Below are 15,482 nucleotides of genomic sequence, written 5' to 3' on the forward strand. Positions count from 1 at the left end.
GCTTATTGATGAGTCAGTTCGTGCGTTATAGCAGCGGCTTCTGCCTCGTCTTCGTCTTCGGATGTATAGTAAAGCAGGTTCCAGTTGCCATCGTGATCTTCCACGAGCGCACTAAGCGATTCGACCCAATCACCGGAATTCATGTAGATGATACCGTCAAAATTGTGAATGGCTGGCTTGTGAATATGGCCGCAGATAATGCCGTCGCAATGGCGAGCGCGTGCCAGCTCGGTCAATTTCTGTTCATAATCAGAAATGTAGTTGACCGCCTGTTTGATACGCTGCTTAATCTGTTGTGAGAGCGAATAATAAGGTAGGCCCCGCCAGGCTCTATATTGATTGTAAAACTTATTGATCCAAAGCAGAAACGTATATCCCAGATCGCCCAGATAGGCAAGCCACTTCATTTGCGAGGTGATTGAATCGAAGACATCGCCGTGGGTGATGTAAAACTTTTTATCGCCCGAGGCTAGTGTATAGTCTTTGCGGATCGAAAAGTTTTTGCCCACTTTGAGCGGCATAATCTGATCTAAAAAGTCATCGTGATTACCCCGTAGGTAAATGACTTTGGTATCGTAGTGAACGATTTGCTTTAAAACCGTTTTAAAAAAGGCAGTGTGTTTTTTCTTCCAGGTGCCGTACTGTTTCAGTTGCCAGCCATCAATGATGTCGCCGTTGAGGATGAGTTTCTGACAAGAGTAATTTCGCAAAAACTCGGTGGCCTCTCTGGCTTTTGAGCCCTCTGTACCAAGATGAATGTCAGAGAGTACAATTGTGCGGAACTGTGTACTTGATTTCATAGACGAATTTACCCTCCGTCTATGAAATAGAATTTACCCTAGTGTTACCAAATTGCCAACTATAATGAACTCGTAAAGTCTTTATTCACATTGACTTAACACAACACGATAAATGGAGAATCCAGTGCTAATTTTTGGGGCAGGTAGCCTCGGTCTGACCGTTTTAGATTTATTTCAGCGCAACAATGTCGTTGTTTACGGCCTGCTGGACGATAACAAGGAGCTTCACGGAAAAGAGTATGGAGACATATCTGTACTAGGCGAAACCGATGACGACGGGTTCCTGAAACTCATCGGGCAGAAATGCGAAGCCTTTGTTGCCATTAGTGATGGGCGCGTTCGGAAGCGATTGGTAAAAATGCTTAATGAACGACGGAAGGTACAGCCCGTCAATGCTATTCACGATACGGCAATCGTGTCAGCAACGGCTACGATTGGGCATGGTAATCTGATTGCCGCCCGAGTCGTAATCAACCCATTTGCGGAGGTGGGCCAGCATTGTATTATTCAGTCGGGAGTCGTCATTGAAAGTCAGGCCAAGCTAGGTGATTACGTGCAGGTAGGGACCGGCAGTATGATCAACAGTGGCGTGACGGTAGGAGAAGGAGCCTTTATCGGTAGCGGAGCAACGATTGTTGCTGGGGTGACAATCGGCAAAAATGCCCGCATTGGAGCGGGTTCGGTAGTCATAGAGAGCGTCGACGCGGGTGCAACGGTATTTGGGAACCCGGCCAAAGCTTTGTAATGGTTACTGGTTTTACGTCTGCCAGCTAACGAGTGGCAGACGTAAAACTAATCAGCATCTATTCAACGTACAGCACTTCGTTCGCCAGAAAATCCTGGTAAGTACGTTCGATACCTTCGCGAAGTTCGGTTGAGTGTTTCCAGCCCATCGAATGCAGCCGCGAAACATCCATCAGTTTGCGCGGAGTACCATCGGGCTTGTCGGTATTCCAGTGAAGTTCGCCTTCGTAGCCAACGGTCTCCTTAACTAATTCAGCCAGTTCACGAATGGTCACGTCTTCGCCGGTACCGACGTTGACAAACAATTCGTCGTTGTAATGTTCCATCAGATAGAAGCACGCGTCGGCGAGGTCGTCGGCGTGTAGAAACTCCCGTCTTGGCGAGCCAGTGCCCCAAAGTTCAACCGTAGGCTGATCGTTGATCTTCGCTTCGTGAAACTTACGGATCATCGCTGGTAGCACGTGCGAGCCTTGTAGGTCGTAGTTGTCGTTCGGACCATACAGATTCGTAGGCATTGCGGAGATGAAATTTGCCCCGTATTGGCTTCTGTACGCTTCACAAAGCTTAATGCCGGTTATCTTAGCGATAGCGTAAGGTTCATTCGTTGGCTCCAGAAAACCACTCAGCAGATATTCTTCTTTGAGCGGCTGCGGAGCCATTTTTGGGTAGATGCACGACGAACCGAGGAACAATAACTTTTTAACGCCTGTTTCATAAGCGCTATGAATAATATTCGATTCGATCAGTAAGTTATCATACAGAAACTCAGCCCGATAAATATTATTAGCCATGATACCACCTACCTTAGCCGCTGCCAAAAACACGTAGTCCGGTTTTTCTTCGGCAAAGAAAGTAGCTACCGCTGCTTGATTTCTTAAATCCAATTCAGATGAGGTGCGGACAAGTATGTTTTCGTACCCTTCGGCATGTAACTTGCGAACAAGAGCTGAACCGACCATTCCTCGGTGTCCGGCAACGTAAATGCGAGCCTGTTTTTCCACGATCTTTGTTTATATAAATGCCGGATACTCCGGTAATGGATTGACAAAATAATAGTATATAGTGAAGCGTTGCAAACTTAACAAACTTAAGACATCAATCGTTACTCAAATCATGTTTGCACATTCGGTTAAACATCTTGTTCTCCTTGTCTTTTTTGTTGGATCGGGAACAGTATTTGCGCAAACGCAAGTAACACAACCCGCTTCACTGACAACAGCTTCGAAACCGGTGTTGGCTCCTTCCGGAGCGCCTGCTTCGCCTTTTTCTTCGGTTTCATCCGCGCTTGGTCTTCCCTCAATGTCTTCTTTGAAAGAAAAGAAAGACGAGTATATTTCCGACTTGAAAAAGAGCAAAGATGCGCTTGTATCCGATATGATGCCGGACCTTGGTCTAAAGATAAAACATTTAAAGAAGGCTAAATCCGATAACAAAGACAAGAAGAAGGCGGCAAAAAATGAGTATGAGGGCTTAACAATGATAAAAGCCTATACCAAGATGGGTAGCGGAGACCGGACAATTGTTGAGGAGTTCCATATATTAAAAGACAACGATGCCGCAAAACCACTACCTTTTGTTCGGGATGTGTATCGTTATTATCAACGTAGTGGTCGAGTGACCAGCTCAATCATAAAAGATGAGGGGACCGGCTTATTATTGCATGGGCCTTACAAACGGTATCAGAATGGTGATTTGGTTGAAGAAGGCTTTTACTACGCCGGTATGAAAGACGGGCGTTGGGAAAAGTACGATTCACATTTTATACTTACTGACAAGAGCCGTTGGGCGAAGGGGGTGCCGGCTGAATCGAGGCTGACCTACCACGACTCGACGCACCGAAAAATTAAAGAGATTATACCCATCGAGTACGGCAAGGTAAAAGGCACGTATATGGCCTTTCACGAAAATGGACTGCTGGCCGAAGAAGGGAAATACGACAATGGCGTAAAAGTAGGACGCTGGACGGAGTTTTATCCTATTAATCCAAGTGGCCGACGGATGCGTAAAAAACTCACGCAGTATGCCAGCGATCAGTGGGATACCGACTTCGAACCGTTCGTGATCAGTGAGTGGGACGAAAAAGGAAAAATCACCTTCGAGCGGGCAAAAGAAAAAGTTATTCAGGAAGAGGAAACGGAAAACTAATCAACCCTGTAAGCATGAAATGCTGGCCAAAAGCCAGCATTTTTTATTTAAACTTTCCGGTCGGATCGGGTCGTTTCGCGAGCAGATCATTTAGGTAAGCGAGGTCCAGAACCGAAAGGTCGAGACTGTAGGCCTGATGAAATAATTCCCAGGCTTTGTCATAATCGGCCTTCAGGTAATTGACCAGCGATAATTTCTGGTAAGCACCGGCATTTTCCGGACTGATAGCGAGCGAGCGTTGTAAATGTTGCTCTGCTTCGAGAAGGTCGTCCTGAACGGCTTTTATCTGAAAGTGCTTTATCTGAAGCGTAGCCAGATCTGTCATCAAAACGGCATTGCTGTCCGTTACGGCTAACCCCTTCTTGAGCATCCGAATAGCGTCGGGAAGGTTCTCTTTCTGATAACAGACTACGCCTAAACCCCAGTAAGCGTCTGCATTTTTGGCGTCAAGCAGCCAGGCCAGATTAAAGCGATGGGCCGCTGTGTCCAGTTGTCCGCTCTGAATGTAATCCCAGCCGCGTGCTGCAAAGAACTCGCTGGCTTCGGGGCGGCTGGCGAAATTTCGGTCGCAGTCGTTTAGGAAATGAATTTCCTCGTCAATCTGAGCCGCCGTTTTTGCCCGCTCCCCAAAAAGGGGGAGCGTGTTAACGTCCATCGACGATTGCGGAGTGGTATCCGTACTCGTCGATTCCAGCTGTTTTGTCTGCCGTTCTGTAGCGGTTGTCGTGTTGCTTACGGTCTGAACGGAGTTAGGCCGCGCCGACGTTATAAGCCGTTTGGGTTGTGCCAACGATAACATGGGCATCATCACCAAACTCCACTGCACCAGATTCATCCGGACGTTCATACTGACTAATACACGGCTGTTATTATCGTAAAACGAATGGGTAATCCAAGTTAGTACATAGTTTTGGTACTACCGACGGCCTCCTCGTGTACCTGTACGCTTTGCACTACCTGATGTTCCGCCAGATTTGCGGGCTGAGCTGCCAAAACGCGGTCCTGCGGCCTGCGATGCGGCTTTTTTCGAGCTGCCAAGCTTTGCTTTTGCTTTTAGACGATCCTTGCCCGCCGGGGTATTTTTCACCTTTTTTTCGTGAAAGGCGCCTAAAAAAGTTGGATCTTCCTTTCGACGCTGCTCGTCAATCTGGCGCAGCATATCCTGCTGCTCATCGAAAGGTGTTTCCGTGACCTCAACCAACTCGGGCAATGGCTGACGAGGAATGGTCATACGAATGATTTTTTCAATCTTCTGAACGTGATAGTCCTCCGCAATTGTCATGAACGTAATGGCCTCACCCATCTTGTTGGCCCGGCCTGTCCGGCCAATCCGGTGCACGTAATCTTCGTAAATAAGCGGTACGTCAAAATTAATGACGTGACTGACTTCGGCTACATCGATACCCCGCGCAGCAACGTCTGTTGCGACCAGTACCTGGATGTTTCCTTCCTTGAAAGCATCCATCGCATTGATACGCGTATTTTGTCCTTTGTTTGCGTGAATGACCCGAATCTTTTCCGACTCAACAACTTTACGGGCCAGAAACTTGTAAATGTTCTCTGCTGTAGCTTTTGAACGGGCGAAGATGATAACCCGCTGAAATGCATCCTTACTGATCAAATAATCCAGCAAATTAATCTTGGTGCGGAAATTCGGAACTTCGTACAGCACCTGACTGACCATCTCGGCGGTAGATGCCTGGGGTGTTACCTCAATTTTGATAGGAGCTTCCAGAAATTCACCGGAAAGCCGTTCAACGCGCCCGCCGAACGTAGCCGAAAACAGTAGATTCTGGCGTTTGTTGGGAATAACCTCCAGAATGGAACGAATCTGAGGCATGAATCCCATGTCCATCATCTTGTCGGCTTCGTCCAGAATCATCGTCCGGATGTCCTTCGTAACAATCTCCCCCATTCGGTAAAGATCCATGAAGCGACCCGGCGTTGCTACTAGCAGATCAACACCTTTCTGTAACGTCTCGATTTGCGTTTTAGGCCCTAGTCCACCGTAAAGCGCCAAGTGGCGGAGATCAGTGTATTTTCCGAGCTGGCTCACGGCTTCGTTGATCTGCATGACCAGTTCACGCGTTGGAGCCAGAATAAGCGCCCGTGGGTTGGAGCCCTGCGCGTATTTTATCTTCATAAGCAGGGGCAGCAAATAAGCCGCTGTCTTACCGGTTCCCGTCTGCGCTATACCGAGTACGTCGTGGTTCCCTAGGCTCAGCGGAATGGTTTTCTGCTGAATAGGGGTTGGTTCGGTGTAGCCAAGATCGGCGATGGCATTGAGCAACTGTCGGTTAAGCTCAAACTGCTCGAACGATGTAATTTCCATGGGTAAATCAAATGAGTTAGAACGAGCGCTAAAATTGATTTAACACGCGCTCCACACCGCTAACATAACCAGAACCAAACAGATTCACGTGAACAAGTAGCGGATAAAGATTATAAATCGCGACGCGTTCGTTGAAGTTCTCCTCGAGCGGAAAAGCTTCGTCGTAAGCGTCATAAAACCGTTGGGCAAAACCGCCGAACAGCTTCGTAAAAGCCAGCTCAGCTTCCCGAAAGCCGTAATACGTTGCCGGATCGATCAACGCAGGTTGCCCACCTTCGGTAACCATAACATTGCCCGACCATAAATCGCCGTGAAGCAGGGCCGGACGCTCGTTGGGTAATAAGTCGGGCAAGCGGGCCTGCAACCGAAACAACGCGTCATAAGCTTGCTTGGGCAGTAATCCTTTGTACAAGGCCATACCCGCCTGAGGAAGGAGACGCTGCTCAAAAAAGAAATCGCTACCGCTGGCCGTCAACGTATTTGCCTGCGGTAAGGAGCCGATGTAATTGCTGAAACTTAAGCCAAATTTGGGTTGTGTGTGAGAATGCAAGATGGCTAGTGCCTGGCCCAGCGCTTCCCAGTATTTTTTGTCAGGAGTTCCGGGATCAATATAATCCAGAATCAGGTACGACTTGTCGAGTTCCTGCCCAAAACCGACAACCTGCGGAATGTGCAACGCATCCGTCTGACGAAGCAAATCAAGACCACGCGCTTCCGTTTCAAACATATCCTTGCGGTCTGCATGGTTCCACTTGATGAAAAACACACCTTCCGACGAAAATACCTGAGCCGCTGTGTTGATATCACCCCCGGACAGAAACTGCGTTTCAATTACATCTACGGGTTGACCCAATGCCGAGAATAGAATGCTCTCAAAAAATGAAAATTGTTCGTCACCCCAGAAATTCATGCGTTATTCGCGTAACGATAGATTTGCCGTTGAACTCCGTACCGTAAAGTGGTGGTATCTAACGCAAACTATCTGATCAGTAGCTTTTATGAATCAGCAAATTCAACACCTGTACGATATTGCCCGAAAGCCCGAACGGCGGATTATTGGTCTTATGTCGGGTACGTCACTCGATGGACTTGATATCGCACTTTGTCGCATCAAAGGTAGCGGATCAACAACGGCTGTTGTGCTTGAGCAATTTGCCACCGTACCCTACGACGACGACTTTAAAGCGGAGATTCGCACCATTTTTGCCAAACGTGACATCAACTTTGAACGGCTCTGCCTCTTAAATCCGTACATTGGCCGACTGCACGGTCAACTAATTCTCGACTGTCTGCATACCTGGGCAATTGAACCCAGCGAGATAGATGTTGTTGCCAGTCATGGTCAAACGGTTTACCATGCTCCCAAAAGCCAGCACCGCCATGATAAGTTCCCCAACGCCACGCTTCAGATTGGTGATGGCGACCATATTGCCGCGCTAACGGGCGTAATCACCCTCAGCGATTTTCGACAAAAACACATTGCTCTTGGGGGCGAAGGTGCGCCGTTGGCTGTTTATGGCGATTATTTCATGTTTTCCAAAGCGGGTCAAAACCGAATCCTGCTCAACATGGGCGGTATTGCCAATTTTACGTACCTGCCAGCCGACGGTGATGCCAGCAAGGTGTTTACAACCGATACTGGACCGGGCAATACACTGCTTGACGCCTACGCCCGGCGATTGCTCAATCAACCTTATGACGCCGATGGCCGGTTAGCAGCTAGTGGTCAGGTGAATGAGTTACTACTCGATGCGCTGAAAACGAACCCTTTCTTTAACGCTCCTTTTCCAAAAACAACCGGGCCGGAGGTGTTCAATGTGCCCTATGTTGAGGAGGCTCAGCAGCGGAGTCGCACCCGCGATCTGCCAGCAGCGAACCTGATGGCAACGCTGGTTCAGTTTAGCGCCGATACAATTGCCCATGCCATCAGGCGTGTCATCAACGAAGCCGAAATGAGCAATCCGCACGTTTACATGAGCGGAGGAGGGATGCATAATCCGGTCCTGACAGGAGCCATTCAGAAATTACTACCGGACTGTGCTTTTGGGGTTACGAACGACCTTGGTATCAATGGTGATGCTAAAGAAGCGGTATTGTTTGCGGTACTGGCCAACGAGAGTCTCGCGGGCGGGACCACCTCTTTCGGGAATCGGCAAGGCGTTCCAACCGTTTCGATGGGTAAGGTGAGCTTCCCGAAGTGAGCCATCCATACCCATAAAATTCCTCGGAACGACATCCAGTTAGCAATGTCATTCCGAGGAATTCTTGAGGGCAAAAAAGGGTGGCTAACTTTTTGGGCGGAAGACTTTCATTACCGTCTCATCTGTCGTTAGAAAAGGGCCGTTGATCAGGTCAATGCAATACGGTATGGCTGGAAATACGACGGATAAACACTGACCAATAGCGGTCGGTTTGCCCGGTAGGTTCAGGATAAGCGTTTGATTACGAATGCCCGCTGTCTGCCGCGATAAGATTGCCGTAGGAACGTATTTAAGGCTTTCCTGACGCATTAATTCACCAAAACCGGGAAGCATTTTCTGACAAACTGCTTCGGTCGCTTCGGGTGTTACATCACGAAGAGCAGGTCCCGTACCGCCAGTCGTAACAACCAGACAGCAGCCTTCTGTGTCGGCCAGTTCGATCATTGTTGCTTCTAGTTGATCCTGTTCATCAGGAATGACGCGGTAAACGGGTTCCCATTCACAAGTCAGCCATTCGGTCAGTAGCTTCACAACCGCCTTACCGGGAATATCTTCGTAAACACCTGCACTAGCCCGGTCGGATACGTTGATGATACCAATCTTAATCATGGATGCGAATAAAGTGCCGCTGTCGGCAAGCGTAAATGATAGTGCCTACAACGATTAGGGTTTCTTCCGTTTTAAAGCCAGATCGTGCGCCGTGTCATAATAGGAGCGAAGGTTACTCCAGTCGAACACTTCAGCGATGCTTTCGACGCGATTACGCTGAGCAATCCGATCCCGCTGCGCCATCCGCACGAAGCGGAACAACACGTTGGCAAGCTGATCGGCGGCTTCGTTGAAGTTCTGCGTACGCCGGTTAATCACATAAATACCCCGGTTTTCGTAGTCCCGCATGATCTGCATGATGAAATCACCAAAACCCGACTGGTCGCTCGTAACGGTTGGAATACCACGCACAACGCATTCGAGCGGTGTATAACCCCACGGTTCATAATAACTCGGAAACACGCCAAGGTGACAACCGCGTACAAACTGGCTATAGTCCAGACCAAATAAAGGGTTGGTTGACGCGATGAAGTCGGGGTGGTAAACGATTTTAACCCGGTCGTATTCGTTGTTGACCAGATTAGCCCGCTCAATAAACCGCGTCATGTCATCTTCCTGTACCAGATTATGCGTGACAAACGGCGGGAGGTGCTTGGTCTTCCAGCTTTGCACGGTACGCCGTAACCGAAGGCGCCAGTATTCATCAACAAATTTGTTGAGATCGGGCAGCATGTTGTCGGTGTTCGACGCAGCCGCCAGAAACAAGCGTTCGCCAACCTGTTTTTCGATGCTTTCGCACGTTTCTTGAATTTCGTCGAGCAGGGCGCGCGAGTGCAAAACCTCAGGATTGATGGAGGTGTACGGCTGTTTGGTTACCATAAACATAACCACCGTCATATCCATGTTGGCTTCCCGCATCCGGTAGTTGAGCCGGGCCAACGCTTCCAGCGTCAGATCGTACCCTTTGTTCGAAAATTCAAAACGGCCCGACGTAAAGAAATAAAGCGTTTTTTCCAGATCGAATGAGTAGCTCTGGAAGAAATGGCCCATGACGAACTCATGAATTTTGTCTTTGTACCGGACGTGCAAATTCTGGAACTCGTGCGTGGCCGCAAAACGCGTTATGTTTAATCCATTCGGCAGAATCAAATCGGGGTTTCGACCCAGGAAAACCTCGCACTCCCGAGCGGTTACGTCACTAACCGTCGTAAAGACGTGCGCTTGCTGAGCGGCCAATCGCTCGATGGTTGCCTGCGTGTCGATGCCGTAGTGCAGCGCTTCCCGTTTCCAGTCGAAGAAAGGAAGCTTGCCGTAAAAACCCGCTTCGTTCTGGGCCAGATAACGACCGAGCATTGTCGCGTGGGTAGTAAAAACCGTTGCCACTTTGACATTGTCCCGGCGCAGATCAGGCAGACCGGTACTCGCCATCCATTCGTGAAAATGAGCGACGAAATCCACCCGGCGCGCATGATCTTCGGCTAGCAGCGTAATGAACACCCGGACCATTTCGCCAAAAGCAATGGTTTGGTTCACCAGATCTTCTACGTTGAGGGTCGAAAGCTGATGGTTTTGCCAAAGCTGCCCTTTGATGTAGTTTAGCTGCTCAACGCTGATGCTGGACACATCGAAGAGAACAACCCGGGGTCGACCAGTTACCAGCCAGTAACCGTATTCGACGTTGAAGCCCAGCTGCCGCATTTTACGGACAGTCTGACCAATCTCGGTCTCATCAGAGTCTATAATCGGCTCAAATTCGGCGGCTGCCCGTTGGGCAAAATACGGTCCGAGTGCAACATAGTTATCATCCCATTTTTCGACCATCGCCGGTACTTTTGACCGGATGACCGTGTAAATACCGCCGACCTGGTTACAAACCTCCCAGGCTATTTCCAGCAGCAACTTCCGCTTTGATGTTGAGAATACCGATTCCAAATTAGCTGTAGTTTTGGCGTATTGTGATTCGTACAGATTACGTGTTTGGCACTGCAATCAAATACTATAAACAATAATAGACAAAGTTGTTTATTTCAAATATGACGGCGCGTCAATAACCTTTGTCTGCTTATCCTGAGTTATTGTATAGTTAAAGCCAGGTTGGATACTAAATGCACCTGTTTCTCCTTTTTTGTTAACAGCCACGAAGCCTACTTGAATGTCTTTGTAGTCTTGTTTCTTCACAATTCGCAGCGCGGCTTCTTCACAAGCTTGCTGAGGTGTTCGGCCTTGTCGCATCAGTTCAACAACTAGAAAAGAACCGCAGGTCCGCATTACCAATTCGCCAAGACCCGTCGCGCACGCACCACCGATCTCATTATCAACGAATAAGCCTGCGCCGATAATCGGTGAATCGCCCACCCGGCCATTCATTTTGTACGCTAACCCACTCGTCGTACAGGCCCCTGAGATGTTACCCTGAGCGTCGATGGAGAGCATGCCTATCGTATCGTGACGCTCAATATTGGCAATCGGTTTATATTTTGCTGTTTTTAACCACTCGCGCCATTCTTTTTCGGTTTTTGCGGTTAATAAATTTTCTTTTTTAAAACCTTGCGAGAGCGCAAATCGATAAGCACCTTCACCCGCCAGCATAACGTGTGGTGTTTTCTCCATGACCGCCCGGGCTACCGAAATCGGGTGCATGATATGCTCCAGGAAGACAACCGAACCGGCGTTGCCTTTCTCGTCCATGATGCAGGCATCGAGCGTTACGCGCCCGTCGCGGTCGGGACGCCCCCCGTAGCCAACGCTCATATCCTCAGGATCGGCTTCCGGAATACGAACCCCCGCTTCTACGGCGTCGAGGGCACTTCCGCCCCGATCGAGAGCGGCCTGGGCCGCGGCATTTGCCTTGGGTTGCTTCCAGGTCGAGATAACCAGGGGGCCACCTGCCGGAGCTTCATTCGGTGTTGGTGAAACGGTTTTAAACGAGAGGGTTGGAAAGAGGCCAGCCAACGAGCTAACGGACAAGAAACGGCGTCGATTTATCATAATAAGGCTACTTGTGGCCCAAAATAAAGGAATAAACAATTGGCATTTACTACTTTTAGACGATTTCTTACCAACGAACTATGGAAGATCCCCGGAAGCATATTCTGCTGATGGATGGGCCTGATAACAAAGGTCTGATTTATCACGTAACAGGCGTTCTGTTTCGCCACAACCTGAACATCATTCATAATGACGAGTATGTTAGCCCGTCCGGACAGTTCTTCATGCGAACCGAATTTGAAGGAACGTTCGACAACGACGCATTATTGACCGAGCTAAAGACAACGTTACCTGATCCTGGGATTACGTTTCGGCTGAATCCCAAGCGCAAAAAGAATATCGTTGTTCTCGTCACTAAAGAACACCACTGCTTGGGCGAACTACTCATACGGTATGCTTTTGATGAACTGGATGCCGACATTTTAGCCGTAATAAGCAATTATAACAGCCTGCAACCGCTGGTAAGCAAATTTGGTATTCCGTTTCACTACGTCTCTCACGAAAATAGAACCCGCGAAGAGCACGAGCAGGCCATTCTACGAACATTGGCCATCTACGAACCTGAATACCTTGTACTGGCCAAATACATGCGGGTGCTGACACCGGGATTTGTCGATCAGTTCCCAAACCGAATTGTCAATATCCATCATTCATTCCTGCCCGCTTTTATCGGAGCCAATCCGTACCGGCAAGCCTACGAGCGAGGGGTGAAAATTATTGGAGCCACGGCTCATTTTGTGAACAATAATCTGGACGAAGGGCCAATTATTGCGCAAAATGTGAAAGATGTGGACCACCGTCACACGGCTGCCGACATGGCTACCGAAGGAAAAGACATCGAAAAGATTGTGCTATCGCAGGCACTAAAGCTGGTGTTCAACGACCGGGTCTTTATCGCAGGAAATCGGGCTATCGTTTTGTAAACCAAAGGGGCGTAGCGGGGGCTAGGTCGCTGTTATTTTGCCTCATTAAACAAATCAAGCTACGTTTAACGGCGTTAGTAGGCGAAAAGCACACTTTTTTGTATCAGGAATATGGTATATTTCGGACCTAAAAAATACTATTAACATAACATAGCTTTCCTGTACCCGCTCTATCATGCAAAAACTTCAGGCGTTAGACTACACAGTCTTTTTCGTTTACTTCATTATCGTCAGTGCCTATGGCTACTGGATTTACAAAAAAAAGCACGCTGAAAACATATCTACCACCGATTTCTTCCTGGCCGAAGGGTCACTGACTTGGTGGGCTATTGGTTCTTCGCTGATCGCGTCCAATATCTCAGCGGAACAATTCATTGGTGCTTCGGGCGACGGATTTGCGATGGGACTGGCCATTGCTACCTACGAATGGATGGCCGCGGCTACGCTGATTGTAGTAGCCGTTTTTTTTATGCCTATTTACCTCAAGAACCGCATCTTCACGATGCCGCAGTTTCTGACTCAACGGTACAACAATACCGTTGCGATGATCATGGCTATCTTCTGGCTGTTCCTGTACGTCCTTGTTAACTTAACCTCGATCCTCTTCCTGGGTGCATTGGCCGTTTCAACCATTTCGGGTCTGAACTTTACGGCTTGTATGATCGGACTAGCCGTTTTTGCCGTCATCATCACACTAGGGGGAATGAAAGTAATCGGCTATACCGACGTAATTCAGGTATTTTTCTTGATTCTGGGTGGCTTGGCAACTACGTATCTGGCGATTAATCTGGTTTCAACGCAAAGTGGGACAGAAGGGGTTATGAACGGATTCAATCAGATGCTGACTCAATCGGCGGACCACTTCCATATGATTTTTGAGAAAGACAATCCGCATTATTCGTCTTTGCCTGGACTGACGGTGCTGATTGGCGGTATGTGGATTGTAAACCTGAACTACTGGGGTTGTAACCAGTACATTACGCAACGGGCGCTGGGCGCTGATCTGAAAACGGCTCGCGAAGGTATTCTTTTTGCCGCCTTCCTGAAATTGTTGATGCCAATTATTGTGGTCTTACCGGGTATTGCGGCCTATACGTTGTACCAGAAAGGACTGTTTCAGCAGGAGATGCTCGACGCAACGGGTGAAATCAATAAAGACCATGCGTATCCGGTGTTGCTTAACCTATTACCAGCCGGTTTAAAAGGGCTTTCCTTCGCGGCACTAACGGCTGCGGTCGTCGCGTCACTGGCCGGTAAAGCCAACTCGATTTCAACCATTTTCACGCTTGATATTTTCAAGAAATACATTTCTCCCGACGCCAGTGAAAAGCGGCTGGTACAAGTTGGCCGTATCACCATTTGGGTATCGATGGTCATGGCTATTCTTATTTCGCCATTCATGGGTATCGATAAAAAAGGTGGTTTTCAGTTCATTCAGGAAATGACTGGTCTGGTTTCGCCGGGGGTTTTTGCTGCCTTCCTGCTTGGTTTCTTCTGGAAAAAGACGAATTCGCAAGGTGCCCTGTTTGCCATTGTCGGCGGCTTTTTGCTCTCCCTCTTTTTCAAATACGTACTTCCTGATATCGTGAACCTGGAATTCCTGGCTCCGATAGGCTTTGCCGTTCAGAATGCAAACGGTGTTTACACGATTCCGTTCCTCGACACGATGGGGCTTGTGTTCCTTATCTGCGTTGCGGTTATGATCGTTATGGGGCTAATGAAGCCCGGTTCGAAAGGGCTGGAAATTGATGCCAGTATGTTTAAAGTGGCACCTACGTTTGCAATAGGTGCCGGGGTAATTCTGGTATTGGTTACTATCCTTTACGCGACTTTCTGGTAAGGATCACCCCTTAACCTGATCAATCACGCTTTGAATGGCGTCGGCGCTGGCTTCGATACGTTCGTATTCGCCCAGTACAGCCGACGCCATTTGTATGTTTGGCCGACGATAAACCATGGGACTGGGTTGATTGCTTTTCCCGCTGAGGTGTAACGCGTCGAGACCAATTTGCGTGAACAGGTTCGCGTTGCGCCCGGAAACGCCGACGCCCGCCATTATTTCGATGCGTCCGGCGGCCTGCTCGGTTAGTTGACGAAGAACGGATAATCCCTCTTCGGCGGAAGGGTGCTGACCCGATGTCAGAATGCGGATAGCACCCGTACGGATGACGGCTTCCAGCGCTTCTGCCGGATCGCGGCTCACGTCGAAAGCGCGGTGGAAAGCAACCGGCATTGGGTGCGCCAGGGCTACCAATTCTTTGGTCCTCTCTTCGTCGATGGTTCCGTCAGCTTGCAGGATGCCCAATACAACGCCGTCGGCTCCTAATGACTTAGCAACGGCAATGTCGGCGCGCATAACCTCAAGTTCCGTATCGGAATACAAAAAGTCGCCCCCGCGTGGCCGGATCATGACAAATAGTTGGATAGACAGATGCTGACGAGCCAGTTGAATCAGTCCAGCACTTGGTGTGGTACCGCCTTCGCTCAGACCTCCACAAAGTTCGATCCGGTCGGCTCCGGCTTGTTGCGCCGTCAGGCACGATTCAAAAGAGTAAGCACAAACTTCGATGCGCATTGCAGATGAAATTAAAATTTAGAGAAGTGATGGCCGAGGCAAGAAATTATCGTCAAAATGATGGTATAGGTCCGAAAGTGTGTATTTTAACTGAAAATTATTGCTCAGCCTATATTTAGGACGAGATCCAAACAAAAGTAATGAATGGCTGTTATTGGCCTAAATCCCCTGCTAAATGCGCTTGCAAACATTTTTGCCGAAAAGCGTTTGGATATTAACTGTTTT

14 protein-coding genes are annotated in these 15,482 nt (G+C 48.8%); 5 read left to right on the forward strand and 9 right to left on the reverse strand.

Annotated elements, in window-relative coordinates:
* Positions 1-2: 2 nt before the first annotated feature.
* Positions 3-800: a UDP-2,3-diacylglucosamine diphosphatase gene (locus M0L20_RS09785; RefSeq protein WP_248476765.1), complete on the reverse strand. Its 798-nt coding sequence runs from the start codon at positions 798-800 to the stop codon at positions 3-5.
* A gap of 112 nt (positions 801-912) precedes the next feature.
* Between M0L20_RS09785 and M0L20_RS09790 the strand changes: the two genes are divergently transcribed.
* Positions 913-1,545 carry an acetyltransferase gene (locus M0L20_RS09790; RefSeq protein WP_248476766.1) on the forward strand — a complete coding sequence of 211 codons (633 nt, stop codon included), beginning with the start codon at positions 913-915 and terminating at the stop codon, positions 1,543-1,545.
* A 58-nt stretch (positions 1,546-1,603) separates the two neighbouring features.
* Here M0L20_RS09790 and fcl read toward each other — a convergent pair whose 3' ends face one another.
* Entirely contained in the window at positions 1,604-2,545 is a 942-nt protein-coding gene (gene fcl / locus M0L20_RS09795) for a GDP-L-fucose synthase (protein ID WP_232560724.1), read from the reverse strand.
* 61 nt (positions 2,546-2,606) lie between these two features.
* Between fcl and M0L20_RS09800 the strand changes: the two genes are divergently transcribed.
* Positions 2,607-3,689 carry a toxin-antitoxin system YwqK family antitoxin gene (locus tag M0L20_RS09800; protein ID WP_248476767.1) on the forward strand — a complete coding sequence of 361 codons (1,083 nt, stop codon included), beginning with the start codon at positions 2,607-2,609 and terminating at the stop codon, positions 3,687-3,689.
* Between the two features lie 43 nt (positions 3,690-3,732).
* Here the strand turns inward: M0L20_RS09800 and M0L20_RS09805 are convergent, their stop codons facing one another.
* From M0L20_RS09805 to M0L20_RS09815, 3 genes are all read right to left on the reverse strand, one after another.
* Positions 3,733-4,536 carry a tetratricopeptide repeat protein gene (locus M0L20_RS09805; RefSeq protein WP_248476768.1) on the reverse strand — a complete coding sequence of 268 codons (804 nt, stop codon included), beginning with the start codon at positions 4,534-4,536 and terminating at the stop codon, positions 3,733-3,735.
* A gap of 69 nt (positions 4,537-4,605) precedes the next feature.
* Entirely contained in the window at positions 4,606-6,021 is a 1,416-nt protein-coding gene (locus M0L20_RS09810) for a DEAD/DEAH box helicase (RefSeq protein WP_248476769.1), read from the reverse strand.
* Between the two features lie 28 nt (positions 6,022-6,049).
* The gene (locus tag M0L20_RS09815; RefSeq protein ID WP_248476770.1) at positions 6,050-6,931 is read right to left on the reverse strand and encodes a fructosamine kinase family protein; all 882 of its coding nucleotides are present in this window, start codon (positions 6,929-6,931) and stop codon (positions 6,050-6,052) included.
* 88 nt (positions 6,932-7,019) lie between these two features.
* Here M0L20_RS09815 and M0L20_RS09820 point away from each other — a divergent pair, with 88 nt between their 5' ends.
* On the forward strand, positions 7,020-8,222 hold the full coding sequence (locus M0L20_RS09820; protein WP_248476771.1) for an anhydro-N-acetylmuramic acid kinase: 1,203 nt from the start codon (positions 7,020-7,022) through the stop codon (positions 8,220-8,222).
* A gap of 84 nt (positions 8,223-8,306) precedes the next feature.
* Here M0L20_RS09820 and mog read toward each other — a convergent pair whose 3' ends face one another.
* The 3 genes from mog to M0L20_RS09835 all read right to left on the reverse strand — a co-directional run bounded on the left by mog (position 8,307) and on the right by M0L20_RS09835 (position 11,759).
* On the reverse strand, positions 8,307-8,831 hold the full coding sequence (gene mog, locus M0L20_RS09825; RefSeq protein ID WP_232560730.1) for a molybdopterin adenylyltransferase: 525 nt from the start codon (positions 8,829-8,831) through the stop codon (positions 8,307-8,309).
* A 54-nt stretch (positions 8,832-8,885) separates the two neighbouring features.
* A complete protein-coding gene (locus M0L20_RS09830) occupies positions 8,886-10,703 on the reverse strand; it encodes a glycosyltransferase (RefSeq protein ID WP_232560731.1) in 1,818 nt (605 codons plus the stop codon).
* Positions 10,704-10,793: 90 nt separating this feature from the next.
* On the reverse strand, positions 10,794-11,759 hold the full coding sequence (locus tag M0L20_RS09835) for an isoaspartyl peptidase/L-asparaginase family protein (RefSeq protein ID WP_248476772.1): 966 nt from the start codon (positions 11,757-11,759) through the stop codon (positions 10,794-10,796).
* Between the two features lie 80 nt (positions 11,760-11,839).
* On the opposite strand from M0L20_RS09835, the gene purU reads away from it, so the two are divergent.
* Both purU and M0L20_RS09845 read left to right on the forward strand, forming a co-directional pair.
* Positions 11,840-12,682 (forward strand): formyltetrahydrofolate deformylase, encoded by an 843-nt coding sequence (gene purU, locus M0L20_RS09840; protein ID WP_248476774.1) that lies wholly within the window; start codon positions 11,840-11,842, stop codon positions 12,680-12,682.
* Between the two features lie 175 nt (positions 12,683-12,857).
* Positions 12,858-14,522, forward strand: coding sequence for a sodium/sugar symporter (locus tag M0L20_RS09845; protein ID WP_232560734.1), 1,665 nt, complete (start codon positions 12,858-12,860; stop codon positions 14,520-14,522).
* A 3-nt stretch (positions 14,523-14,525) separates the two neighbouring features.
* On the opposite strand, the gene M0L20_RS09850 is transcribed toward M0L20_RS09845, so the two are convergent.
* Complete coding sequence (locus M0L20_RS09850) at positions 14,526-15,257, reverse strand: copper homeostasis protein CutC (protein ID WP_232560735.1); 732 nt, start codon at positions 15,255-15,257, stop codon at positions 14,526-14,528.
* Positions 15,258-15,482: the final 225 nt, after the last annotated feature.

The organism is Spirosoma liriopis, assembly GCF_023196085.1.
Taxonomy (GTDB): domain Bacteria; phylum Bacteroidota; class Bacteroidia; order Cytophagales; family Spirosomataceae; genus Spirosoma; species Spirosoma oryzicola.